Genomic DNA, 23874 nt, shown 5'->3' on the forward strand with positions numbered 1-23874 from the left:
TTGTTTGAGATTAGGGGATAATGACTGTTATATTCCGAATCGTGCGATTAACAAAACTTAGATAATCATCAATTTCCTCGTAGGCATCTAACTCCTCTTCTTCTAACTCAGTTAAGGCTTCAAGTTGCTGTTTTTCCAACAACATGAGAATCCGATTCTGCACGGTTGCCGATGCCCGAAAAATAGGGACACCGGATTCTAACTCAATTCGCACGGCCCCATCCAGGGGTAACGAATCAGGGAGATGATGAAGGGGAGGGAGAGAAGGATGAACTAGCATCAGGGTAAAAGGTTGGGTTTTTCTTATTTTAATCACTCTGGGCAAAAAATCGCCGGATAAAGGTTTCCATCTGATCTGCCTCAAAGGGTAAATTCCGATACACATCAAACCCGGAAAAGGCATTTCGATCCGCTTCCCAGACATTCACCCGACAGGTAATAATCGCCCGTCCTAATCCCACCCACCCGGTTAATAACTGAGACACCTGGGGCCGTTCAATCCGGGCTACCATTTCATCCAAACCATCCATCAAGAACCAAAGCTGCTCTTTATGGTTTTGGAGAGAGGCGATCGCCCCTTCAACTCCCGCCAATTTCAACCATTTTTCTTGCAGATAATCCACCAGAGTCGGTTCGGTAAATTGTGCTAACTCAATCCAAATCGGGATGCCGAGATGTTCTGCCAATATCCAATCGGCGATCGCTTGTAATCGCGTCGTTTTTCCTGACCCCGGTTCCCCAATCACCGCAATCCGTCGCCCCTGACTTTGGGGACTTTTCCCCTGTCGCAAAACCTGATTAAAAAACTCATCCTCGGCGATGGGAGTCATTCTCTCTTCTTCCCGCTCTGGCTCTGGCTTTTCCAGACTTTGCCCCGGTTTCCATTCCTTAGTTTGGCGACGCTCAACCAATGCCAACGGCACATAGACATCCACCCGCTTAAATGCCGGATTAGCGGTTAATGCCTGTCGGTTAGCCAGCATTAACTCGGCAATGGGTCGCCATTCTGCTAAGGAAAGATGGGGGTTAGCGGCATCAAAATGCGATCGCATTTCTGCCACCAAACTTTCTAGGGTTCTTTCCAGTCCTTGCAACAACTGATTAATCTGGGTTTCCATCACCCCCAACCGTTGACAGACTTCTGCAAAACCGGAATCAATCCTGCCGGAAATATCGGTAAAAAATGCCTGTTGCTGGGTGATGCTTCCCCGTAACTGGGTTTCCAATTCCTGAAACTGTTGCAGGATTTGGCTGAACTCCTCAACATTGACCCCCTCTTGATTGGCTTGCAGTTGCCTCAGTTGTGCCTGCATTCCCGTGAGTAACTGCAAGGTTAACCCCGCAAAAGCTTTCCCATCCTTGGCAAAGTCTTCCTTGAGGGTTTCTCGCAAGGCTTTGGGGAAGGTGGTATGGAGTAAATCCGCGACTTGTTGACGCACCTCCGAGGGAATGGGAAAGCCACCCCCTTTACAAGCTGCCATGTTGAGGCGGATAAAAATATCCCCCCATTCGGTAGCGGTGAGATTGCCTTGTTGGGTGAGTTGGTATTCTTCCGGGGTGAGGAATTGGTCGAGTTTGGCTTCTCGTAGTTCGGGGTAACGTTGCTGGGTGAGTTCCTGTTGGGCGATTTTTACCCAGTTGTCCTTGGCTTGGGCGGCGATTTTTTCCAGATATTGGCGGGTTTTGCGGCGCTGTGATTTGGCGGTGCAGTTGGGTGGGGAATAGTTAATCCGTATCATTACCCTCCTTCAAACCTTCAAAGGGATTGCACAGTGTTAAATCAGGCACGCGCTTGAAATCATCCACATTTCTAGTCATCACACAAGCAGAGCAGTGCAATGCAGTTGCCGCAATCAGGGCATCGGGAAGTTTGAGGCGGTGATGTCGCCGTAATTGAATGGTGCGATCTTCAATTTGGGGCAGTAGGGGGACTTGTTCAAATTGCATCAACAAATCAGTAATGACCGTTTCTTCTTCATTTGATAATTCTGGGAAACTCAGCAACTCAATTCGCACAATGCAGGAAATAATCACTTCATTTTTGCTGAGAAATGATTCTGAGAAAAATGGCAATATTGCTGGTTCTTCAGCCAAGTAGTCAATAAAGATGTTGGTGTCGTAGAGATATTTCACCGCTCCCACTCTTGACGCATTGTGTCGAGATGAGCCCGCATTTTATCTCGCTTATCTTTTAGCAATCCCTTGGCTTTGGCAACCTTGGCATAATCCCGTTGCCAGAGGGCTACCACTGAAACAGGCACATCCACGGTAATAAATTCCTCATTTTGGTCAATTAAATATTGCTTAGAAATTCTAATAATGGGCATGATTTTTCCCTTCAGTTTTTACGGCTAACTTCACTCGTTTATATCCAATAATCACAGGATATTAGGTCATGGCAAATCGTATTGAGGATGTTTCTTTTGCAAATAATCAGCGATCGCCTTTTTGCGATTAGCCCTTTCCGACAAATCAGGCGGCGCATCTTCTAACAGATGTTCAGGATGTCCCCCACGTCTTTCGACAATAGTCTTGCGGGGTTGTAAACTCAACCAGCGTTCTTTAACCAACCGTTTAATCAATTCATCGCTGGTCGTTTTTTCCTGGGCTAAAATTTCCACTAAACGGGCTTCGGTTTCGGGGTCTAGTTGTATGTTCAGCATGAATCCCTCTGATTGGTGATTGATGTCTAATTGTACCTGATTTACGCCAACTTCTCCTTAAACTGATTTAAGTTGAGGATGGGCTAAGGGGGTGACTACTATTGTAGCCAAATTTCCAGAAACCGGGTTTCTGGAAGACATCACTTATCAAATGGATTCCATAAACTTAACCCGTCAATGCGCTTAAAATCATCAACGTTGCGAGTGACCAAAATACATCCGGTGACAAAAGCACAAGCGGCAATGATACCATCAGCCAGTTTTAAGCGATAATTTCGTCTAATTATCGCCGCAGTATCTAAAACCGCTTCCGTCAAAGATACGCAGTTAATTAGCCTTAAAAACTCTCGCATTTCATTGGCTTGCTCTTCGGTTAGACCCGGGTAACAAAGCAATTCAACCCAAGTAATTGGACAGTAAAATCCCTCTGCTTGTCGGCTGTCAATTTCCTCAAATACATCCTGAACTTCGGGCTGATTATTAAAATAATAAATCAGGATGTTAGTATCGAGAAGGTATTTATTCGGCATCCCATTCTTGTCGAATTTTTAATTGAAATTTCAGAGCATCGACGCGCTTGGGTAGAAACCCACGCCATCGATTCAAGTTGAGTCGGGGTGATTCGGTCGTATTTTGCACCTCTTGAGAGGGTTCACCCTGAGAAACTAGGGTAGCTAGTTCTTTTAACAGAAGTTTTTGCTCATCTGAGGTTAGAGTTTGAGCCTGATGCAGAATTTCTTGGTAATTAGACATCGGTTTTTAATTCAGTTTTCAGGTGATGTTTTGATTATCCTTTCTATTGGCTCAACCGGGTTGATTCGCTTGAAAGTGGGGACTCAGAAACCGGGTTTCTATCAAAACTCTGGTTTGTCCCTGAAACTATTGCAGAAACCCGGTTTCTCAGATACTCAAAGTTCATAGCTTTTCCTCTTTTGCTGAAGCCTTTGTTTAAAATCGGCAGTATGATGACCGACTCCCATTGTAATTAAATCAGCTTGCAGGTTCTGGATTTCTTCCTGTTCTTGAGCAATTTGAGCATCAATCTGGGGTTGATAGGTGTAGTAATAACTGAGGGCAGAATAAATGGCAGCTAGGGAAATTTCTGGGTGTTGAAAGTGCAGTTCTTCTGGACTCCATCCGTGGGCGTGTTTTTCTTGAATCAGTTGGGCAACTGAAACGCGACTATTGGCAATTATTGCCTGATTTTGAGCATCAATGTCTAGGTATTGCCAAGTTACCGGAGTATCGGTGGTGAATGTCATATTGAGGAGGGGGATATGGGTTGATACTAGGGGGCTAGGACTATTATAGCCAAGTTGCCAGAAACCGGGTTTCTTTGACAATACCTTCGCCATTTTTCTGAAACGCTTGCATAGAGGGGGTTTCAGGTCATGCGAGCTTAAAACCCTGAAACCCTTGTCAATGAAGGGGTTGAACCGTTTTTGTGGCCCTGATTCCCTAATTTTGGCGAAGGTATTGTTTGAGAAAGGGTTTTCTTTGATGTGGCTTCACTCTTTCTGGATTTCTAGGTTGGCGAAGTGTTCTTGCAAGAGGCTATCGGTGCATTTATTTAGGGAGTAAAAATCAGGTTTTATAGTGGTGGAATATAGGATAAGGTAAACGCTAGATTCAACGCAAAAAAGATTCATACCCTTTCTTGAATTTTTCTTTGCCATATCGCTCAATTATACTTCCATGAGCCATAATAACTCGCTCGAAATCCCATAACATTACTTGTTCAAACGATTGTCTAACTCGCTCTTTTTCATTTGTGGCAATCCGTTCCAGGATTGATAGACTTAATTGTTTATATCCTCCAAGCACTCTAGCTGAAAGTTGTGTCATAATTGGAAAGGTTTCATCAAAGTTAAATGCTGTATCTGTCAAAATCAGAGTGCGACTGGCAGAATGAAAAAACACACATTCATTAAGTGAATCAATTCCCGTTAAGCCCAAAACTCTTAAACCATCGAATAATACAAAGTATAATCCAGGTAATAACTCACCTCGATCGCCCCTGATGGTCTGGTCAATCGGTAAATCTGGTTTTTTAATGGTTAAACCAGGGGCAGCCCAAAAGGTTGCCTGGGGATAAATAGATTTGAAATTAGCTGCAAATAAATAATGATAAAGGTTAGGGGCAATAATATACTTGACAACTCCCAGTTCACCTAGCTGGCTGACAAGTCTGCCGCTAGATTGAATTGGAGAAATCACGGCTAATTCTTGATTAGCCAATCGAATAACCGTCATCCTGTTTCCGACACTGAGTCCCAAATATCGGAAGGGCTGTTCTGCAACCCAAACATCTATATCAACTTCTTTTAGCATGGTTTTGGTGAGTAGTTGGATGGCTAGGTTTAATTGTAGGAGCTTATGGTTTTAAAAACAACTTTGTCGATCGCATCTGAGTCAATATATTTTGACGATCGCGATACTCCTGTTTAGATAACGATCGCCCCCCCGGTTGATTGTGCAGCGCCTCCAACCCCTGCCGCACCTCTTGACGAAATTCCGTCACTTCTTGGCGCAACTCCTCTAGGCGTTCCTCTAGGGTTTGTAACAATTCGCTGATGGTGGTTTCCATCACCCCCAACCGTTGACAGACTTCCGCAAAACCCGACTCAATCCCACGGGACACCTCCCGAAAAAACGCCTGCTGCTGGCTAACACTTCCCCGTAACTGGGTTTCCAATTCCTGAAACTGTTGCAGGATTTGGCTGAACTCCTCAACATTCACCCCCCCTTGATTCGCTTGCAGTTGCCTCAGTTGTGCCTGCATTCCCGTGAGTAACTGCAAGGTTAACCCCGCAAAGGCTTTCCCATCCTTGGCAAAGTCTTCTTTGAGGGTTTCTCGCAAGGCTTTGGGGAAGGTGGTATGGAGTAATTCGGCGACTTGTTGACGCACCTCTGGGGGAATGGGAAAGCCACCCCCTTTACAGGCTGCCATGTTGAGGCGGATGAAGATATCACCCCATTCTGTAGCGGTGAGGTTGCCTTGTTGGGTGAGTTGGTATTCTTGGGGGGTGAGGAATTGGTCGAGTTGGGCTTCTCGTAGTTCGGGGTAACGTTGCTGGGTGAGTTCCTGTTGGGCGATCGCAACCCAGTTATCCTTGGCTTGGGCAGCAATTTTTTCCAGATGTTGACGGGTTTTGCCGCGCTGTTGTTTAGCGGCGAGGGTGATGACGGCAGCGATCGCTTTTCCGACTGCTTTGGTTAAATCCTGATTTTCTAGGGAAACTCCCCCCTCTCGTGCATCGATTAAAGCATCGATCGCATTAGCCGTATTCCCCGCCGCCACATTCCCTAACGCCGTGGCTAAGATGTTTCCCCAGACCATCCCTTCTGTCGCGACTAGGGAGGGGAACGCCAAGCTACCCAGGACGCACCCCCCACCAATGGTTAATTTGAGGATATCTCGCGCTACAGCCATTGCTACTGTCATGATTCTAAGCAGGTTTTTGTCCGTTCATGAGCGATCGCGATCGCCGCTCCCTTTGTGATTTAGGAGTTTAACGGTTTCTAATATTTATGATACCATGGTGATTGGCAATAGTCAACACTGAGAAATTAAGTTAAACTCAGCAGAAATATTGACCTAAACCCGATTTAGCAACCCTTAGTGAACCCGACTATGGCTGCTAAGATTTAAGCCGGATATTTCCACCCAGGAAACATAACCATGAGTTGAGTTATTGAAGATTACCCAACCACCATCTCCCCAGATTAGGTAAATTGGCAAGTCCTATCTGGTAATATTTATCAAAAATCCTAAATGGTAGTATTGAAATCATGAAAATTGCGATCGCTCAAATTAACCCCACAGTCGGTGATTTAACAGGTAATGCTCAACTAATTTTGGAAGCCGCCCAGTCCGCTATTAACGATGATGCTAGTTTACTCATAACCCCCGAATTAGCCCTAATTGGCTATCCCCCGCGAGACTTATTAATCCGCCCCAGTTTTATTAATGCCGCCCAACAACAACTCAAAAAACTCGCCCAACAACTACCCGTAGAATTAGCCGTTTTAGTAGGTACAGTTTTCCCCAATCCTCGCGCCAGCGAATTGGGAGGAAAACCCCTATTTAATACAGCAGCATTATTAATGGGTGGTGAGATTAAACAGGTGTTCCATAAACGTCTACTCCCCACCTATGATGTCTTTGATGAACATCGCTATTTTGAACCCGCCCCAGCTAGTGATGTTTTAATCCTCAAAAAACCTCGCTCCGAGGAGATAGTAAAAATTGGGGTGACTATTTGCGAAGACCTGTGGAATGATGAGGACTTTTGGGGACACCGTAACTATCCCTGTGACCCCATGAAAGATTTAAGCGATCGCCATGTTGATTGGGTAGTAAATTTGTCCGGTTCCCCCTATTGCGCCGGGAAACAACAATTACGAAAAGCCATGCTAACTCACAGCGCCCGCCACCACGGAATTCCCATTATTTATACGAATCAAGTCGGCGCTAATGATGACCTGATTTTTGATGGCTCCAGCCTAGTGATTAATGGTGCGGGAGAAGTAGTTAAAAGTTTAGCCGCTTTTCAGACAGATTTACAAATAATTAGATGGGATTCAAACAGTTCTACCTTTGTCGGTGAATCCGTCAATATTGACGATACACAATTGCTCAATGAAGATGAGGAAATATGGCAAGCTTTGGTTTTGGGCGTGAGAGACTATACCCGAAAATGTGGTTTTTCTAAGGTGGTAATTGGGTTAAGTGGGGGGATTGATTCTTCCTTGGTGGCTGCTATTGCTACCGAAGCCCTAGGAAGTCAGCAAGTTTTAGGGGTTTTGATGCCATCTCCCTACAGTTCCGAACATTCCGTTGAGGATGCTTTGAGTTTAGCTAACAACCTGGGAATTTCCACCCAAAAACTGCCAATTGAGTCGGTTATGAATGCCTTTGAAACCACCCTATATGACTTGTTCGCCGGGACTCAATTTGGTATTACTGAAGAAAATATGCAATCCCGAATTAGGGGAACTTTATTAATGGCAATTTCCAACAAATTCGGTCATCTGTTACTCTCCACAGGTAACAAGTCAGAAATCGCCGTCGGATACTGTACCCTTTATGGTGACATGAATGGTGGTTTAGCGGTAATTGCGGATGTGCCGAAAACCCGTGTTTACTCAATTTGCAAATGGTTAAATGAAAGCCGAGGTCGAGAAATTATCCCTAATAATGTCCTGATTAAACCCGCCAGTGCGGAATTAAAACCCGGTCAATTTGATAGTGATTCTCTCCCCCCCTATCATATCTTAGATGATATTCTCTATCGGCTCATCGAAAAACATGAATCTGTTGCCACAATTATTGCAGCCGGACATGATTGCCAAACTGTGGAACGTATGGTAAAATTGGTTATGGGCGCAGAATTTAAACGCCGCCAAGCACCCCCTGGGTTAAAAATTAGCGATCGCGCTTTTGGGACAGGTTGGCGAATGCCTATTGCCAGGGGGAAAGATATCTAAGAATGGATAATTTGTGTTCCCAGTAGTTTCACAAACTCAGTCCTCTACAAAGTCACCCACCAGCATCAAAATCTGTTTTTCAACCATTGATTAAACCTCTAGTTGCTTGGGTTGAGTAATAGTTTCTCAAATCACTCTATATATATGTTGCCATTTATTCGCGAAGATCTGAATCAATTTGAAGCCTACACCCCGCACCCAGGTGGAGACTCTGGTAGTGCGGTTAAGTCTGATCTAATTATAGATCGCCTGGATACTAACGAGTCCCCCTATGACCTACCAGGGGAGTTTAAACAGAAATTGGCGAGTATCTATCAACGGGATATTGAAACCAATCGTTATCCAGACGGCAGCCACGAGCCTGTTAAAAAGGCGATCGCTAATTATGTTAATTCTGCTATTTCCGAGGTTTCCACCCCGATAACGGCTGATTATGTGTCTGTAGGGAACGGTTCTGATGAGTTGATCCGTTCTCTGTTAATTGCCACCTGCTTAAATGGTTCCGGGTCGATTTTAGTAGCCAACCCTACATTCTCCATGTATGCTATTCTCGCCCAAACTTTAGGGGTTCCGGTAGTCACAGTTAATCGGTCTGAGGCGAATTTTGAAATAGATTTAATCGCCGCCAAACAGGCTATTATCGACCAGCAAAACCCCCCCATTAAAGTAGTGTTTGTGGTGCATCCCAACTCCCCCACCGCTAATGCTTTAACCGAGGCAGAATTAGACTGGTTGCGGAGTCTTCCCCAACATATCTTAGTAGTCATTGATGAGGCTTATTTTGAGTTTAGTCAAACCACAGTAGCGGGAGAAATTACCCAACATCCTAATTGGGTGATTTTACGGACTTTTTCTAAGGCTTTTCGTTTGGCTTCTTTGCGGGTTGGCTATGCTATAACTTCCCCGGAATTGACTACTATCTTAGAAAAGGTGCGCCTTCCCTATAACCTCCCTAGTTTCTCCCAAGAAGCAGCTTTGTTAGCCTTAACTCACCGGGAAGAATTACAACAGGTCATCCCGGAAATTATTAGGGAACGCGATCGCCTCTGGACGCGGTTGGCTAATCATCCTCTGTTCAAATTTTGGCCGAGTCATGGTAATTTTATCTATGGTCGTCTCAAGTCTAATAATTCTGATCAGCGATTAAATCAAATAGTACAGGCTATGAAATCTCAGGGTTCTTTAATTCGCCATACAGGAGGTGGTTTAAGAATTACCATAGGAACTCCGGCGGAAAATCAACGCACAGGCGATCGTCTATTTTCCTTAACCGACAATTAATAATTAATAATTAATAATTAATAATTAATGACTGGGTGGGGCGGGTTGATTCAAATAGTCCTGGGGAATTGAATTGACAGCAGAACCCGCCCCGATAATTAATAATTAATGACTGGGTGGGGCGGGTTGATTCAGATAGCGCTGTGAGTGAGTGAGTTAAAAAGCGATCGCTAGAGGTTTAGAAATCAGACGATCTAAAATTTGTTTAACGGCGATCGCCGTCCACTCGATATCAGCCTCGGTAGTTTGTCGTCCCAAAGTTAGACGAATACTCCCCAAGCCCTCACGATCGCTATATCCCATAGCCAGCAAAACCGGACTAGGGCTAAGTTTACCACTATGACAAGCAGAACCGGCGCTAATACCAATTCCCGCCAAATTGAGATGTCGGACTAGAGTTTTCCCAGTAATTCCAGTCACCTCAGCCGGGGGAACCACACAGAAACTAACATGGTGGGGTAGTCGGTGTAAGCGATCGCCAGTAGGGACTAAATAGGGAATATCCGCCAGCAAATCAAACAAGCGATCGCGCAATTTAATCAATCGGGGAGTTTCCCATAAAAGTTCCTGCGCCGCCAATTCCGCAGCCACCCCAAACCCAGCAATAGCCGGGACCGCCTGAGTTCCCGATCGCAATTTAAACTCCTGACCGCCGCCGCCCATAAGTGGTATCAACTCCACCCCCGGACGCACATACAAAGCCCCCACACCTTGGGGACCATAAATTTTATGGCTAGATAGCGATAGCATATCCACAGGCAAATTTTCCACATCAATGGGCAATCTTCCCGCCACCTGGACCGCATCAGTATGGAACAAAACCCCATGGGATCGGGCTATTTTCCCCAAAGTTTCAATGGGCTGTAAAGTTCCCACCTCACTCTGACCATAAATCACCGACACCAAAACCGTATTAGGTTGTAAAGCCGTTTTTAAATCCAGGGGATGAATGCGACCTTGGCGATCGACAGGTAAACGAGTCACCGACCAGCCCCGTTTTTCCAATAGTCCTACCGGTTCAGCGATCGCCGAATGTTCCACACTAGAAATAATCAGATGTTGAGGCTGATCATATTGACCGACCACCCCAAATATCGCTAAATTATCCGCTTCTGTTCCCCCAGAAGTGAAAATTATCCCATCAGGCGGCGCATTAATTAAATGTGCCACCTGGGTTCTAGCCACTTCCACAACTGTAGCCGACCTCTGACCCCATTCATGCAAGCTAGAAGGATTACCCCAACTTTCCGTCAATACCCCTTGCATAGCAGCGATCGCCTCTGCACAAGTCGGAGTAGTTGCACTATAATCTAAATAAATTTGCATTAGTCTCACCCAAAGTGATCATCAAACTAGGGAACTCAGGCACACCAAAAACCTTCATTAAACCCACAGCAGTCATAATTTACCCGGTTTACAAACGTTATAGTCCTCATGGGATAGGACCTTTTGAGGAATCAGAAAACTGCCACTATCCTGGCATAACATCCTATAGTTACGAGTTACAGGAATACTGATCACAAAACGATTATGGCGCAACCGCTTCCCACCAAACTCCCTATAATTTTTGTTGCTGGTCAGTCCATCAATAATAACCCTCGCCCTAATTACAACATAGTCCGGTAATCCCCTTAAATCAATAAGATCCTCAGCAAATGAAGCCTCCCACTCCAGTTTCTTGTTCTTTCTGTCTTCTAACTCCCGATATTCTTGTTCCTCGGCTATTTTGACTTGTTCACAGCGATGACAAACACGGCCATAACCTTTATGGCCACAAGGAAAGGTCTTTTTTCTCTTTGGCATAGCATAGTATGAGGGTTGCAACTAACCCTAGCCCCTGGACTATTGTACCAGAGCGACTTTCCGAGTCTCAAGTTGTTAAGCTAATTTAATTTTCCCCCAACAACCACAACAAAAGTGCTAAAAAATTCGGTAACTCTCAATTACCCATACAATTAACTATCAATGGTGCGTTTGCTTCCTGTCACCCGCTTATTTGGGCTGGGCGCTAGTCTGGTATTTATACTCAACTCCTGTGCTTGCAATTCCCATAGCATCAGGTCTAATCATAATGCTTCTGTACAACCCTTAATTGACCCCTTACCTCAAGATCCACAGATCCGGGTTTATTTTAATCATTCCCAGGCTTCCGTCTATACCGAACCCTATCGCCCCAAAACTAGACTCGGTGATAACCTTGAACAAATTATAATCGATGCTATTAACAGTGCTTCCCAAAGTGTAGATGTCGCCATTCAGGAATTACGTTTACCCAAAATCGCTCAAGCCTTAGTTAATCAACATCAAAAAGGAGTCCGGGTGCGCGTCATTATTGAAAATGACTATAGTCGCCCCTTTAGTGATTTTACCCCCGCCGAAATTGCCGCCTTTTCCGATAGAGAAAAAGGTCGTTATCAGGAATTTATGCACTTGGCGGATTTAAACCAAAATGGTCGCCTTGAACCTGAAGAAATTAACCAAAGAGATGCTCTGGTTATGCTGGCTAATGCTAATGTTCCCTTAATCGATGATACCGAGGATGGGTCGAAGGGTAGCGGTTTGATGCACCATAAGTTTGTCATAGTTGACCAAAATACAGTTATTGTCACCTCTGCGAATTTTACTACCAGTGATATTCACGGAGATTTTTACTCCGCCGAAAGCCGGGGTAATCCTAATAATTTGCTGTCTATCAATAGCCGGGAGTTAGCCGCCATTTTTACCCGGGAATTTGAAATTATGTGGGGAGATAGACCCGGAGGTAAAAATGATAGTCTGTTTGGGATTAATAAACCACATCGGGGAGTTAAAAAAGTCTCCGTCGGTCAAGGAACTGTTACCGTTCAGTTTGCCCCTATTTCTGCGACTCAACCTTGGGAAAATAGCGTTAATAGCTTGATTGCTCAAACCTTACAACGAGCTAGAAATGACATAAATTTTGCTTTATTTGTGTTCTCGGCTCAGGAATTGTCGGATACCTTAAAAACAGTTCATCAAAGGGGAGTCGAAATCCGGGGATTAATTGAGGTTGGGTTCGCTTACCGTTACTATAGCGAAGCCCTGGATATGATGGGGATTGCTTTGCCTAATAATTGTCGATATCAACCCGGAAATAACCCTTGGTCACAACCTATTTCTACCGTCGGAGTTCCGAATTTGGCTGAAGGCGATCGCCTTCATCATAAATTTGCCGTCATTGATGATCAAATCGTGATTACCGGTTCCCATAACTGGAGTCGAGCCGCTAATCACTCCAATGATGAGACCTTATTAGTCGTTAATAATCCCACCGTTAACGCTCATTTTCAACGGGAATTTGAGCGCTTATATCAAAATTCAAGTTTGGGCGTTCCTGGTTGGCTTTTAAGTAGAATTGAACGGGAAAAACAAAATTGTGGCGGTGTCATTGAAACACCCTTTCATCCATCAGGAGAAATTATTAACATCAATACCGCATCTCAGCCGGAATTAGAAAGCCTTCCCGGTATCGGTCCCGGTTTGGCGCAGCGAATTATAGAAGCACGCAGTCAGCAGCCTTTTACCAGTTTAGATGATGTTACCCGTGTTTCTGGTATTGGACCTAAAACTATCGAAAGATGGGAAAATCTGGTAACCTGGTAAAATCACTACCCCCACCTAATCTCCCTGGGGAATTACTCATAATATGCTTGACAGGGGATAAATATATCTGCTATAATGGAAAGTTGCGTAATATCTCTGGAAACCAAACCGATGCGACTTTCCCAAATGCTCTTTGTCACCCTGCGGGAAGACCCGACAGAGGCAGAAATCCCTAGCCATAAACTCCTCCTCCGCGCTGGCTATATCCGTCGTATCGGTAGCGGAGTTTACGCCTATTTACCCCTAATGTGGCGGGTGCTACAGAAAGTATCCCAAATTGTGAGAGAAGAAATGAACGCTACCGGGGCGCAGGAATGTCTACTTCCCCAGGTTCAACCCTCCGAACTATGGAAAGAGTCAGGGCGCTGGGATACCTACACGAAAGCAGAAGGTATCATGTTTTCCCTGAAAGATAGACGCGATCGCTCTCTGGCTCTCGGACCCACCCACGAAGAGGTAATTACCGCCGTAGCCAGAGACATGATCCGCTCCTACCAACAACTGCCCCTACATTTATATCAGATCCAAACTAAATTTAGAGACGAGATCCGCCCGCGATTTGGCTTAATGCGTGGCCGTGAATTTATTATGAAAGATGGCTACTCATTCCACACCAGCGAAGATAGCCTGAAACAAACCTATCAAGATATGGATCGCGCCTATCGTAATATCTTGCGACGCTGTGGGTTAGATTTCTGTGCAGTAGAAGCTGATTCTGGCGCTATTGGTGGGTCTGGTTCCCAGGAGTTTATGGTTTTAGCTGATGCTGGGGAAGATGAGGTACTATACACCCCTGACGGAAAATATGCGGCTAATGTCGAAAAGGCTGTATCTTTACCCCCTGATGCGGTAGCCTCCGGTTTTACTACCTACCAAAAACTAGAAACCCCTAATACCCCTACGATCGCCACCCTCTGTGAGTTTCTCAAATGTTCCCCCACCCAAGTTGTCAAAAATGTGCTATATCAGGCAGTCTATGATAACGGAATCACCGTTTTAGTCCTGGTTAGTATTCGCGGTGATCAAGATGTCAATGAGGTGAAGTTGCACAATCAACTCACTAATGCTGCTAGTCGCTATGGGGGGAAAGCCTTATTATCCCTCACAGTTCCCGACCCAGAGACACAAGAAAAATGGGCGAGTAAACCTTTGCCCTTGGGATATATCGCCCCCTCACTCGATGATGACTACATGATCAGCGATAATAAGCAAATAGCCCCGAAATTCCTGCGATTGGTCGATCGCACTGCTGTAGACTTACAGAACTTTGTCACAGGTTCTAATCAGTCCGGTTATCACGTCGTTGGTGCTAATTGGGGACAGGAATTTAAACTCCCCGATTTGGTCGCTGATTTGCGGAAGGCTAAAAAAGGCGATCGCAGTATCCATGACCCTAGCCAAACCTTGGAAAGCGCCAGGGGAATAGAAGTAGGTCATATCTTCCAACTCGGTACAAAATACTCTCAAGCTATGGGAGCTACCTATACCAGCGAAACAGGTGAGGATTTACCCCTGGTTATGGGATGCTATGGGGTGGGAGTGTCTCGTTTGGCTCAGGCGGCGGTAGAACAGTCATATGACAAAGACGGTATAATCTGGCCAGTGGCGATCGCTCCCTATCACGTCATCATTACAGTTCCTAATGTCAGCGATAATCAACAAATGGCGATCGCTCAACAACTCTACAGCCAACTTAACCAAGCCGGAGTCGAAACCCTACTAGATGACCGCAACGAAAGAGCCGGCGTCAAATTCAAAGATGCTGACCTAGTGGGGATTCCCTATCGCATAGTCACAGGCAGAGCCATCAAATCCGGTAAAGTTGAGTTAGTACAACGAGCTAACCATGAATCCTCCGAAGTCCCCATAGAACAAGTCGTTTCCCTACTTCAACAAAAAATTAGCCAATCTCTGTAAATTTCTGTACTCAGGGAAATTAGGGGTCGAGAATGGAGTCGCCTCCATCCCCTCCCATTCAAAACCGTACTTGAGAGTTTCCCCTCATACGGCTCCTAGTCTAACTGCCTCTCTGTTAAGAGTACAGCAACCTCTCTTCATCAAGAGCGGTTTTATCATCGTGACAGTGGCGATGTAATAGCTGAAGATTCTTGTACTCGTCTCTACCTCCTTGGTTTCGAGGTACAATATGGTCTACTTCAACTAAATCTGATGGGGTAAAGTATTGCCCACACCAGGTACACCTGCCTTTTTGCTTTTTGAGTAGTTTGGCTACCCTTGTTGGCGTATCGATTGCCTGTCCTTTTCTGGTTGCCCAGTAAGTCCAGTTTCCGTCGTATGGTGTTGCGTCCGGGCGTACTAAGGTATGTCTGACAATTGGTGTCCAGTTGTGTTTATATAGATGTAACCCATCTTTAGTTTGGAACATCCAAGATTCCTGTCTTTCTTTCCCATTACTGAGTTTGACCGTTCCCGGTTTGAAGTAATTACTCAGCTTTTCATAACTTGCCTTTCCGCATCTTGTGACTGTCCATGCCCGTAACATTTGCCAGACTATGTAGTCTAGCTTAGTGAAGGTTTCCGCTGAAACTACCCCTGAGTAGTAGTTTGACCAGCCTCTGATTATCGGGTTTAACTTGCTAATCAGGGCTGATTGGGGTGCGGTTTTATGTTGTTTGATTACACCCTTTATCACTTCTGTATGGGCTTTAACTGCTTTTTTACTGGGTTTAATGTGGGTTAGAAAGTTTTTCCTTTTGCTCCCATTCACCTTACCCGCTTTGTGCTTTCCTGCTGGATATTGCCTTATATTGAATCCTAGAAAGTCAAATCCTTGGTTCTCCATTTTGCCATTATACTCAATGGGATTGAGTGTGTGGCATATCCTGGTTTTTTCAGGTTTTATCTCTAGTCCAACAGGCTTTAACCATTCGGAGATTGCAGTTTTGCACTGTTCAATGATTTCGAGTGATGGAGATATCACCACAAAGTCATCGGCGTATCTTATTAAGGTTGCCTGAACAGGTTTACCTTTTCTATTAGGATACATTGTTTCTATTAACCTAGCCATTCCATCCAGTGCGATGTTGGCGAGTATTGGACTTATTACCCCTCCTTGTGGTGTCCCTGTTTCTGTATCCTCGAATACGCCGTTATCTAGCACACCTGCTTTAAGCCATTGTTTCAGGTCTCTTTTTAGGCTGCTTGGACAATGAATTTTGGACAGTAGGTAGTCATGGTTTATTCGGTCAAAGCATTTAGCTATATCTGCATCCAGTATGTAATAACCTCCTTTGTTGATACTTTGAAAGATTCTGGATATTGCGTCATGGGCTGACCGACCGGGTCGGAATCCATAGCTGTTGCTTTCAAATCTCGATTCCCATTCAGGTTCGAGAGCCGATTTAACCAAGGCTTGCCTCGCTCTGTCTTGGATTGTGGGTATTCCTAGCGGGCGTTTTTCATCCCTGCCAGGTTTTGGTATCCACACCCGTCGCAGTGGTTTTGCTTTGAGGTTTCCCTTGATGCTTTCGGCTAGTTCAAGCCTTTGTCTAGGAGAGACTATTCTTACCCCATCGACTCCAGCCGTCTTCTTGCCTTGATTGTCTTGGGTCACTCGCCGCACTGCCAAGAGCCTGGCATAATATGATTTCACCAGTAGACGTTGCAACCTTCTCGCCTTCGCGTGCTGTCCCGATTTAGCTGCTTGGTATATCCTCTTTTGGAGCTTAAAGACGTACCGCTGAACCTTAGCCCAATTGATACCTCTCCATACATTCGTAGTCTTGGTAGGTCTCGGTTTATTGAATCCCTTACTTTCTCTCGATTTCGTCATATTGACTCCTACTTGACTCTATCCTTGCAATCAAACCGTGACCCGTTGGCGTATCCCTACCATTACAGTCGGGCGTTGGCTTCTGGTCACATCTCACATCCTCAAGGTATCCGCTTACACTTATCGCTACTGAGTTCATCGACCTATTCCCTCAGAACACTTGAGGACTTAAAACGTTCCGTTTATATGGGCATTCCATCTTTAGACTTGTCCTTTCCACCGGGGTACTTTTAAAGGTCTGTGTAGGTAGTTAATTGAGCCTCCTACTTTTCCCCTTGCTCTTTTGAGCGCAGCGTGTCAACCTATTTTCGCTGCCAAATAATTACGATGGTTCAGGCCGGACATTCGGTTTCCCTAATCATGGATGGTTGGCAGTGGTCTCGATTCTGGTGTTAGGTTACACCTCGGAGCCTTCCGTTCCCCGCTTCAGTCCCAGGGTTGTGAGTCCTGAATCTGGGGGTGGCTATCGCCGTCACTCTTAACGCAATTGTTAAGGAATCATTAAGATTTCTGATTTTGCGTTTTGACCTTGAGTTCCCTGCCTTGTTTTGTATATTTCTATACCAAACGTTGGGACATATAAACAGTTATGGGGATGGTCAGGTGTGCTATCCTTATATTCAACCAAGGGGTTGAAATCCCCACCAGGCGGTTATTTCGGGTATTGCAACCCTATTTCGTGCCTGAACGTCTCGCACCAATTAATTTTATTTTAAGTATTGTTTCCGTTCCGTGATATTATTTGTGTTGGCTTACAAAGCTTCACTAGAGAGCTTCGTGGAGTTCACGCCGTGGGTAAACGTGCCATCATATCGCTGTAACTTATGTCTGATGCCGGGGATATTGTAGAGATGGGGTCTCCAGTCCAGGAGCCAGACTCCTCTATGGGAGAGTATTATCAGCTTCAACGAGAGTTGTTGCTCACTACTATTGTCCTAGCAGTAGTAGTCTTCCTGGTCGTTTATTGGTTCTATCCCTGGACCATTGCCCTAAATTACCTCTTGGGAGCCCTGTTGAGTGTCGTCTACCTGAGAATGCTGGGGAAAGACGTGGAACGAATTGGGACACAAAAATTATCCCCAAGCAAAAATCGTTTAGCTGTGTTCGCAGCCTTGATAATTGTGGCTACTCAATTGAATCAACTGAAAATCTTACCGATTTTTCTGGGGTTTCTCACCTATAAAGCCGCCCTGCTAGTCTATACGTTACGCATATTGATTAGGCCCAACCCATGACGTAAAAATACTGTTGTAATTATTCTCCACTCCTTGACCTATAGGGGAACTCTCCTAAATGCAAATGTTTGATGTTGTAAACGCCTTTGGTTCACTTCCCTTTGCGGAATTGGAAGTTGGCAAACACTTTTACTGGAATATCGGTAATCTGCGAATCCATGGACAGGTATTTATGACCTCCTGGTTCGTGATTGGCGTACTCCTGCTACTATCAATTTCGGCAACGCGAAATATTCAGACAATCCCCAGCGGTATACAGAACTTTATGGAGTATGCCCTAGAATTTATTCGCGATCTGGTGAAAAATCAGATAGGGGAAAAAGAATATCGTCCGTGGGTACCTTTTGTTGGTACATTATTCTTGTTCATCCTTGTGTCTAACTGGTCTGGTGCATTAGTTCCCTGGAGGGTATTTGAAATCCCTAACAGTGAATTAGCAGCCCCAACTAATGACATTAATACCACGGTAGCCTTAGCACTGCTAACATCCCTGGCTTACTTTTATGCAGGGTTTAGCCGTAGAGGTTTGGGATATCTGCTGAAATATATTCAGCCGACACCCATCTTATTACCGATAAACATTCTCGAAGACTTTACTAAACCTCTGTCCCTCAGTTTCCGTTTATTTGGGAATGTCGTGGCCGATGAGTTGGTAGTCGGTGTTCTGGTGCTGTTGGTGCCGCTATTTGTGCCAATCCCGATGATGGTTTTGGGTCTATTTCTCGGTTCAATTCAAGCCCTGATTTTTGCGACTCTAGCCGCTAACTACATCGCGGAAGCCATGGAAGGACACGGCGAAGAACATCACGAGTAATTTGATTCGGTTTGAGCAATTTGTTCAGTTAAAATGCCAACAAACTGATAAGATTGTTTGGGGGCTAAAAATCCAACCCTTAATTTCACTTGTCAACTTTTTTTATTGAGGTCAAAACCAACTATGGAATCTAATTTAACTACTGCAGCCTCCGTAATCGCTGCTGCTCTCGCAGTAGGTATAGGCTCTATTGGACCTGGTCTGGGTCAAGGTCAAGCTGCTGGTCAAGCGGTGGAAGGGATTGCGCGTCAGCCTGAAGCTGAAGGTAAAATTCGTGGAACTCTGCTGTTGAGCTTGGCTTTCATGGAAGCACTGACTATTTACGGTCTGGTAGTGGCTCTGGTGTTGCTGTTTGCCAACCCCTTCGTATAGATATTTTCAGATTTCTTAGATTTCGGATTTGGGCGGATTTATCTAGTCTCAAATCTGAAATCTACCCATTTATGGTGGTCTGAAAAAAAAGAAAGTTCGCAAGCCCATTGGTTAACACCCTTCAAAAAAATGATACACTCGACAATTCTGCTGGCCGTAGAAGAGGCAGCTACGGAGAGTAGTCTGTTTGATTTTGATGCTACACTGCCATTGATGGCTGTACAATTTCTAATTCTGGCAGCTATCTTAAACCAAATTTTTTACAAGCCCTTGGGAAATGCAATTGATTCTAGGGCTGACTACATTCGCCAAAATAAGCTGAGTGCTAAAGAACGTTTGAGCAAGGCAGAAAGTTTGGCTAAACAGTATGAGCTGGAGTTGGCAGAAACTCGTAAAGAGTCTCAACAACTAATTATTAATGCTCAGGCTGAAGCTCAAAAAATTGCGGCTAGGGAAATGGCAGCGGCTCAACAAGAAGCTCAGAAAATTAGAGAAGCAGCTTATCAAGAAATTGAACAAAATAAAATCGAGGCTCGAAAAGGTTTGGAACAACAGGTAGACTCTATTAGTCGCCTGATTCTTGATAAACTTTTAGGAGCTGGAATGATTGGGTAGCTGTCCTCTCAAAAATTATTTTCAATCCCCTAGAAATGGGGGAAAAGTTAAGCCTACATACCATCCCTAATTAAGCCAGGCGGCGGTTGAGGAAAGGGCAATCACATGAAATTATGAGAAGAGGAAGATGGTGAATCTTGTATTACTGGCGACAGAAGCCAGTCATGAGGGTGGTTTTGGACTGAATTTTAATCTGTTTGAAACTAACCTGATAAACTTAGGCATTATTATTGGTTTGCTAGTTTATTATGGGCGGGGCTTTCTCAATAAAATTTTGAGTGAAAGACGCGCTCAAATTGAGCAAGCAATTCAAGAAGCCGATCAACGTTTGCAAGAAGCAGAAAAAGCTCTGGCTGAACAACAAGAAAAGTTGGCTCAAGCTAAGGCGGAAGCTGAAAGAATTAAAGCCTCTGCTGTGGAACGTGCCCAAGTCACTAGAGAGCAAATTGCAGCTCGTGCTAAGGCAGATGTTGAACAGATGAAGCTGACGGCTAATCAGGATTTGGAAGCGGAAAGAAGTAGGGCGATCGCTCAGTTGCGGGCTTTGGCTGTGTCTCAAGCTTTGGAACGCGCCGAAGGGCAAATTAGAGAACGCCTAGATGAAAATTCCCAGCAACAACTGGTAGATCGCTCCCTGGCTTTACTTGGAGGAGGTTCATGAGTTCAATTGTTGGTCAATTAGTAGAACCCTACGCCACGGCTTTGATGTCTGTGGCTAAGTCAAATAATGTCACGGAAGATTTTGGCAATCAAATGCGATCGCTTATTGATTTGCTCAAGAATTCCCCCGAACTACAGGATTTTTTAGGCAGTCCGGTGGTGAAAGGAGAAGATAAAAAAGCCGTGATTACACGAATGTTAGGAGAGGAAGTAAACCCCTACTTGCGGAACTTCTTAATGCTCCTAGTAGATCGCGGTCGCATCATATTTCTAGCAGAAATGGCCCAAGAATACTTGGCTTTGTTGCGGAAACTTAATCAAACAGTTTTGGCAGAAGTTACCTCGGCGGTAGAACTAAACGACGGCCAAAAACACATGGTTGTTGAACAGATCAAGGCTAGAACTGGGGCGCAAAATGTAGAGCTGGATCTGAAAATCGATCGCGATATCCTCGGTGGTGTCATCATTAAAGCGGGTTCCCAATTGTTTGATGCCAGCATCCGAGGACAACTGCGCCGCATTGGTATGAGCCTAACTGTCGGTTAATAATTCGCCGACAACTTAGCCATTTATCTTAGTTTAACCTTTAGCAACGGATCACAAACACTAACTATGGTATCCATCAGACCTGACGAAATCGCCAATATTATCAGAGACCAAATCGAACAGTACGGCCAAGACGTTAAAGTTTCTAACGTGGGTACAGTGCTGCAAGTTGGTGACGGTATTGCCCGGATTTATGGCCTAGATAAAGCCATGGCCGGAGAACTGCTAGAATTTGCCGATGGAACAGTTGGTATCGCCCTTAACCTGGAAGAGGATAACGTGGGTGCGGTACTAATGGGCGAAGGCCTGGAAATTCAAGAAGGTTCCGCTGTGACCGCTACCGGAAGAATTGCCCAAGTCCCCGTGGGAGAAGCTATGCTGGGACGGGTGATTGATTCCCTGGGTCGTCCTATCGATGGTAAGGGAGATATTCAAGCCTCCGATACCCGTCTGCTAGAATCCCCCGCACCGGGTATTATTGACCGCCGCTCTGTTTGTGAACCTATGCAAACAGGGATTACCGCTATTGACTCCATGATTCCTATTGGTCGGGGTCAACGGGAATTGATCATCGGTGACCGTCAAACTGGTAAAACAGCGATCGCTATTGATACCATCATTAACCAGAAAGAAGAAGATGTAATCTGTGTTTATGTGGCGATCGGTCAAAAAGCCTCAACCGTGGCTCAAGTGGTCAGCACCCTAGAAGAAAAAGGCGCTCTCCCCTATACCATCATTGTGGCAGCTAACGCTAGTGACCCCGCTACCCTGCAATACCTAGCTCCCTACACCGGAGCCGCCATGGCGGAATACTTCATGTATCAAGGTAAAGCCACCCTGGTTATTTACGATGACCTTTCCAAACAGGCCCAAGCCTACCGTCAAATGTCCCTGCTGCTGCGTCGTCCCCCCGGTCGTGAAGCCTACCCCGGAGATGTATTCTACCTGCACTCTCGTTTGTTAGAACGCGCCGCTAAATTAAATGATGAACTCGGCGGCGGTAGCATGACAGCCCTACCAATCATCGAAACCCAAGCTGGTGACGTTTCCGCTTACATCCCCACTAACGTAATTTCTATTACTGATGGTCAGATATTCCTGTCCGCTGACCTGTTTAACTCCGGTCTGCGTCCGGCGGTGAATGCTGGTATCTCCGTTTCCCGTGTGGGTTCTGCTGCCCAAACTAAGGCCATGAAGAAAGTGGCTGGAAAGGTTAAACTAGAACTGGCTCAGTATGCAGAATTAGCGGCCTTCTCTCAGTTTGCTTCTGACCTAGACCAAGCAACTCGTAACCAGTTGGAACGGGGTAAACGTCTGCAAGAATTACTCAAACAGCCTCAAAATTCCCCCCTACAACTGTTTGAACAAGTAGCTGTGATTTACTCTGGTATTAATGGCTATCTTGATGATGTTCCCGAAGATAAAGTTGTAGCCTTTACTACAGGTCTGCGGGATTATCTGAAAAATAGCAAGCCTCAATATGGTGAGATTGTGCAAAGCCAAAAAGTCCTCACCGAAGAAGCTGAGGCTATGCTGAAAGAGGGAATTTCTGAGTTTAAGCAGACTTTCTTAGTTTCCGCGTAGGGTGCACACGCACGGGATCAGCCATTGGTGGAAACCAAACGCTTTATGCTGCGGCGCACCAATTAATTAAAACCGGGAAAGGCAACAATTGAGGGCTGAGGGGGAACTGACCCCCTTCCTCAATATAAGTCTGTTATTGACTAGATAACTCTTGCTTGAACCCGGATTAACTCCCAGAGTCCTACTAAGTCTGTGGATAACAATTACTGATCATAAAACTATGTCAAACTTAAAAGCGATTCGCGATCGCATTCAGTCAGTCAAAAATACCAAAAAAATTACCGAAGCCATGCGCCTAGTTGCTTCCGCTAAGGTGCGCCGCGCTCAAGAACAAGTTTTAGCTACCCGTCCCTTTGCTGACCGTCTAGCAGGGGTTCTCTATGGTCTCCAAGGTCGCCTTCAATTTGAGGATGTAGAATGTCCTCTGCTCCAACAGCGGGAGGTGAAAAAGGTGGGACTGGTGGTGCTGGCAGGAAACCGGGGTCTGTGTGGAGCCTACAATAGTAATATTATTAAACGGGCAGAAGCACGGGCGGCCGAATTGAAAGCGGAAGGCCTGGAATATAGCTATCTTCTCGTGGGTCGCAAAGCTATTCAACATTTTACCCGTCGGGATGCTCCGATCTCTCAATGTCGCGATAACCCAGAGAAAACCCCAGATCTACAAAAGGTATCCGGTGCGGCTGATGAAATTCTCACCTGGTTTGAGTCGGGAGCAGTAGATCGCGTTGAGTTGATTTACACTAAATTTGTCTCTCTGATTAGTTCACGACCTGTTACCCAAACTCTGCTACCCCTAGACCTGCAAGGCTTAGAGGCTCAGGATGATGAGGTGTTTCGCCTCACTAGCAAAGGTGGTAAGTTTGATGTAACTAGAGAAAAGGTTAATGTTGAGCCGGAAGCCCTCGCTCAGGATATGATTTTTGAGCAAGATCCGGTTGAGATCCTTAATGCCTTGTTGCCTCTGTTTTTGACTAACCAATTGCTACGAGCATGGCAGGAGTCTACCGCTAGTGAATTGGCGGCTCGGATGACTGCTATGAGCAACGCCAGCGATAACGCTAGTGATTTGGTGAAAACCCTTACCCTGTCTTACAACAAGGCTCGCCAAGCCTCAATTACCCAGCAGATCCTGGAAGTTGTTGGCGGCGCGGTGGCTTTGGAAAATTAAAGCCTAGAAAGCCTAGAAAGGCGATCGCC

25 protein-coding genes are annotated in these 23874 nt (G+C 45.3%); 12 read left to right on the forward strand and 13 right to left on the reverse strand.

The window, feature by feature from the left end; translation table 11 throughout:
• Positions 1-10: 10 nt before the first annotated feature.
• The 10 genes from NLZ44_RS20805 to NLZ44_RS20850 all read right to left on the reverse strand — a co-directional run bounded on the left by NLZ44_RS20805 (position 11) and on the right by NLZ44_RS20850 (position 6108).
• Positions 11-214, reverse strand: a complete 204-nt coding sequence (locus NLZ44_RS20805; RefSeq protein ID WP_493751015.1) for a hypothetical protein — start codon at positions 212-214, stop codon at positions 11-13.
• Between the two features lie 94 nt (positions 215-308).
• A complete protein-coding gene (locus NLZ44_RS20810) occupies positions 309-1739 on the reverse strand; it encodes an NACHT domain-containing protein (RefSeq protein WP_493751016.1) in 1431 nt (476 codons plus the stop codon).
• Entirely contained in the window at positions 1726-2133 is a 408-nt protein-coding gene (locus NLZ44_RS20815) for a type II toxin-antitoxin system VapC family toxin (protein ID WP_493751017.1), read from the reverse strand. Before NLZ44_RS20815 ends, NLZ44_RS20810 begins: the two co-directional genes overlap by 14 nt.
• Positions 2130-2327 (reverse strand): hypothetical protein, encoded by a 198-nt coding sequence (locus NLZ44_RS20820; protein WP_252664766.1) that lies wholly within the window; start codon positions 2325-2327, stop codon positions 2130-2132. The genes NLZ44_RS20815 and NLZ44_RS20820 overlap by 4 nt, the downstream gene beginning before the upstream one ends.
• A 66-nt stretch (positions 2328-2393) precedes the next feature.
• On the reverse strand, positions 2394-2663 hold the full coding sequence (locus tag NLZ44_RS20825) for a hypothetical protein (RefSeq protein WP_493751018.1): 270 nt from the start codon (positions 2661-2663) through the stop codon (positions 2394-2396).
• Between the two features lie 140 nt (positions 2664-2803).
• Positions 2804-3193, reverse strand: a complete 390-nt coding sequence (locus NLZ44_RS20830) for a type II toxin-antitoxin system VapC family toxin (protein ID WP_493751019.1) — start codon at positions 3191-3193, stop codon at positions 2804-2806.
• Entirely contained in the window at positions 3183-3416 is a 234-nt protein-coding gene (locus NLZ44_RS20835; protein WP_008055509.1) for a hypothetical protein, read from the reverse strand. The genes NLZ44_RS20830 and NLZ44_RS20835 overlap by 11 nt, the downstream gene beginning before the upstream one ends.
• A gap of 155 nt (positions 3417-3571) precedes the next feature.
• Positions 3572-4018 (reverse strand): DUF433 domain-containing protein, encoded by a 447-nt coding sequence (locus tag NLZ44_RS20840; protein ID WP_493751020.1) that lies wholly within the window; start codon positions 4016-4018, stop codon positions 3572-3574.
• A gap of 274 nt (positions 4019-4292) precedes the next feature.
• Positions 4293-4994 (reverse strand): DUF4336 domain-containing protein, encoded by a 702-nt coding sequence (locus NLZ44_RS20845; protein ID WP_493751021.1) that lies wholly within the window; start codon positions 4992-4994, stop codon positions 4293-4295.
• A gap of 43 nt (positions 4995-5037) precedes the next feature.
• Positions 5038-6108 carry a hypothetical protein gene (locus tag NLZ44_RS20850; protein WP_493751022.1) on the reverse strand — a complete coding sequence of 357 codons (1071 nt, stop codon included), beginning with the start codon at positions 6106-6108 and terminating at the stop codon, positions 5038-5040.
• Positions 6109-6455: 347 nt separating this feature from the next.
• On the opposite strand from NLZ44_RS20850, the gene NLZ44_RS20855 reads away from it, so the two are divergent.
• Together NLZ44_RS20855 and NLZ44_RS20860 are read left to right on the forward strand one after the other, a co-directional pair.
• A complete protein-coding gene (locus NLZ44_RS20855) occupies positions 6456-8153 on the forward strand; it encodes an NAD+ synthase (RefSeq protein ID WP_493751023.1) in 1698 nt (565 codons plus the stop codon).
• Positions 8154-8297: 144 nt separating this feature from the next.
• The gene (locus NLZ44_RS20860) at positions 8298-9434 is read left to right on the forward strand and encodes a histidinol-phosphate transaminase (protein ID WP_493751024.1); all 1137 of its coding nucleotides are present in this window, start codon (positions 8298-8300) and stop codon (positions 9432-9434) included.
• A 156-nt stretch (positions 9435-9590) separates the two neighbouring features.
• On the opposite strand, the gene NLZ44_RS20865 is transcribed toward NLZ44_RS20860, so the two are convergent.
• Positions 9591-10760: a cysteine desulfurase family protein gene (locus NLZ44_RS20865; RefSeq protein ID WP_006623175.1), complete on the reverse strand. Its 1170-nt coding sequence runs from the start codon at positions 10758-10760 to the stop codon at positions 9591-9593.
• 72 nt (positions 10761-10832) lie between these two features.
• Positions 10833-11237, reverse strand: coding sequence for a DUF7682 family zinc-binding protein (locus NLZ44_RS20870; protein ID WP_493751025.1), 405 nt, complete (start codon positions 11235-11237; stop codon positions 10833-10835).
• A 162-nt stretch (positions 11238-11399) separates the two neighbouring features.
• Here NLZ44_RS20870 and NLZ44_RS20875 point away from each other — a divergent pair, with 162 nt between their 5' ends.
• Positions 11400-13055 carry a phospholipase D-like domain-containing protein gene (locus tag NLZ44_RS20875; protein ID WP_493751026.1) on the forward strand — a complete coding sequence of 552 codons (1656 nt, stop codon included), beginning with the start codon at positions 11400-11402 and terminating at the stop codon, positions 13053-13055.
• Positions 13056-13166: 111 nt separating this feature from the next.
• Positions 13167-14972: a proline--tRNA ligase gene (gene proS, locus NLZ44_RS20880; protein ID WP_493753043.1), complete on the forward strand. Its 1806-nt coding sequence runs from the start codon at positions 13167-13169 to the stop codon at positions 14970-14972.
• 115 nt (positions 14973-15087) lie between these two features.
• Here the strand turns inward: proS and ltrA are convergent, their stop codons facing one another.
• A complete protein-coding gene (gene ltrA, locus NLZ44_RS20885) occupies positions 15088-16848 on the reverse strand; it encodes a group II intron reverse transcriptase/maturase (protein ID WP_493751027.1) in 1761 nt (586 codons plus the stop codon).
• 824 nt (positions 16849-17672) lie between these two features.
• On the opposite strand from ltrA, the gene NLZ44_RS20890 reads away from it, so the two are divergent.
• From NLZ44_RS20890 to NLZ44_RS20925, 8 genes are all read left to right on the forward strand, one after another.
• Positions 17673-18083, forward strand: coding sequence for an ATP synthase subunit I (locus NLZ44_RS20890; protein WP_493751028.1), 411 nt, complete (start codon positions 17673-17675; stop codon positions 18081-18083).
• Positions 18084-18141: 58 nt separating this feature from the next.
• Positions 18142-18897 carry a F0F1 ATP synthase subunit A gene (gene atpB, locus NLZ44_RS20895; protein ID WP_006618459.1) on the forward strand — a complete coding sequence of 252 codons (756 nt, stop codon included), beginning with the start codon at positions 18142-18144 and terminating at the stop codon, positions 18895-18897.
• 123 nt (positions 18898-19020) lie between these two features.
• Positions 19021-19269 (forward strand): ATP synthase F0 subunit C, encoded by a 249-nt coding sequence (gene atpE / locus NLZ44_RS20900; protein WP_006618460.1) that lies wholly within the window; start codon positions 19021-19023, stop codon positions 19267-19269.
• Positions 19270-19398: 129 nt separating this feature from the next.
• Positions 19399-19884: a F0F1 ATP synthase subunit B' gene (locus NLZ44_RS20905; protein WP_006623170.1), complete on the forward strand. Its 486-nt coding sequence runs from the start codon at positions 19399-19401 to the stop codon at positions 19882-19884.
• Between the two features lie 127 nt (positions 19885-20011).
• Positions 20012-20545 carry a F0F1 ATP synthase subunit B gene (locus NLZ44_RS20910; protein WP_111894068.1) on the forward strand — a complete coding sequence of 178 codons (534 nt, stop codon included), beginning with the start codon at positions 20012-20014 and terminating at the stop codon, positions 20543-20545.
• Positions 20542-21090 carry an ATP synthase F1 subunit delta gene (gene atpH / locus NLZ44_RS20915; RefSeq protein ID WP_111894867.1) on the forward strand — a complete coding sequence of 183 codons (549 nt, stop codon included), beginning with the start codon at positions 20542-20544 and terminating at the stop codon, positions 21088-21090. The genes NLZ44_RS20910 and atpH overlap by 4 nt, the downstream gene beginning before the upstream one ends.
• Positions 21091-21156: 66 nt before the next feature.
• On the forward strand, positions 21157-22674 hold the full coding sequence (gene atpA, locus NLZ44_RS20920; protein ID WP_315660640.1) for a F0F1 ATP synthase subunit alpha: 1518 nt from the start codon (positions 21157-21159) through the stop codon (positions 22672-22674).
• 220 nt (positions 22675-22894) lie between these two features.
• Positions 22895-23845 (forward strand): F0F1 ATP synthase subunit gamma, encoded by a 951-nt coding sequence (locus tag NLZ44_RS20925; RefSeq protein WP_006618465.1) that lies wholly within the window; start codon positions 22895-22897, stop codon positions 23843-23845.
• Positions 23846-23874: the final 29 nt, after the last annotated feature.

The sequence above is a fragment of the Arthrospira sp. PCC 9901 genome (assembly GCF_059013425.1).

Bases quoted from the DNA above. Each gene is read 5' to 3' on its own strand.
- NLZ44_RS20810 (WP_493751016.1), bottom strand. From the start codon at position 1,739: ATGATACGGATTAACTATTCCCCACCCAACTGCACCGCCAAATCACAG.
- NLZ44_RS20820 (WP_252664766.1), bottom strand. From the start codon at position 2,327: ATGCCCATTATTAGAATTTCTAAGCAATATTTAATTGACCAAAATGAG.
- NLZ44_RS20825 (WP_493751018.1), bottom strand. From the start codon at position 2,663: ATGCTGAACATACAACTAGACCCCGAAACCGAAGCCCGTTTAGTGGAA.
- NLZ44_RS20830 (WP_493751019.1), bottom strand. From the start codon at position 3,193: ATGCCGAATAAATACCTTCTCGATACTAACATCCTGATTTATTATTTT.
- NLZ44_RS20835 (WP_008055509.1), bottom strand. From the start codon at position 3,416: ATGTCTAATTACCAAGAAATTCTGCATCAGGCTCAAACTCTAACCTCA.
- NLZ44_RS20840 (WP_493751020.1), bottom strand. From the start codon at position 4,018: ATGGCGAAGGTATTGTCAAAGAAACCCGGTTTCTGGCAACTTGGCTAT.
- NLZ44_RS20845 (WP_493751021.1), bottom strand. From the start codon at position 4,994: ATGCTAAAAGAAGTTGATATAGATGTTTGGGTTGCAGAACAGCCCTTC.
- NLZ44_RS20850 (WP_493751022.1), bottom strand. From the start codon at position 6,108: ATGACAGTAGCAATGGCTGTAGCGCGAGATATCCTCAAATTAACCATT.
- NLZ44_RS20855 (WP_493751023.1), top strand. From the start codon at position 6,456: ATGAAAATTGCGATCGCTCAAATTAACCCCACAGTCGGTGATTTAACA.
- NLZ44_RS20860 (WP_493751024.1), top strand. From the start codon at position 8,298: ATGTTGCCATTTATTCGCGAAGATCTGAATCAATTTGAAGCCTACACC.
- NLZ44_RS20865 (WP_006623175.1), bottom strand. From the start codon at position 10,760: ATGCAAATTTATTTAGATTATAGTGCAACTACTCCGACTTGTGCAGAG.
- NLZ44_RS20870 (WP_493751025.1), bottom strand. From the start codon at position 11,237: ATGCCAAAGAGAAAAAAGACCTTTCCTTGTGGCCATAAAGGTTATGGC.
- NLZ44_RS20875 (WP_493751026.1), top strand. From the start codon at position 11,400: ATGGTGCGTTTGCTTCCTGTCACCCGCTTATTTGGGCTGGGCGCTAGT.
- proS (WP_493753043.1), top strand. From the start codon at position 13,167: ATGCGACTTTCCCAAATGCTCTTTGTCACCCTGCGGGAAGACCCGACA.
- ltrA (WP_493751027.1), bottom strand. From the start codon at position 16,848: ATGACGAAATCGAGAGAAAGTAAGGGATTCAATAAACCGAGACCTACC.
- NLZ44_RS20890 (WP_493751028.1), top strand. From the start codon at position 17,673: ATGTCTGATGCCGGGGATATTGTAGAGATGGGGTCTCCAGTCCAGGAG.
- atpB (WP_006618459.1), top strand. From the start codon at position 18,142: ATGCAAATGTTTGATGTTGTAAACGCCTTTGGTTCACTTCCCTTTGCG.
- atpE (WP_006618460.1), top strand. From the start codon at position 19,021: ATGGAATCTAATTTAACTACTGCAGCCTCCGTAATCGCTGCTGCTCTC.
- NLZ44_RS20905 (WP_006623170.1), top strand. From the start codon at position 19,399: ATGATACACTCGACAATTCTGCTGGCCGTAGAAGAGGCAGCTACGGAG.
- NLZ44_RS20910 (WP_111894068.1), top strand. From the start codon at position 20,012: ATGGTGAATCTTGTATTACTGGCGACAGAAGCCAGTCATGAGGGTGGT.
- atpH (WP_111894867.1), top strand. From the start codon at position 20,542: ATGAGTTCAATTGTTGGTCAATTAGTAGAACCCTACGCCACGGCTTTG.
- atpA (WP_315660640.1), top strand. From the start codon at position 21,157: ATGGTATCCATCAGACCTGACGAAATCGCCAATATTATCAGAGACCAA.
- NLZ44_RS20925 (WP_006618465.1), top strand. From the start codon at position 22,895: ATGTCAAACTTAAAAGCGATTCGCGATCGCATTCAGTCAGTCAAAAAT.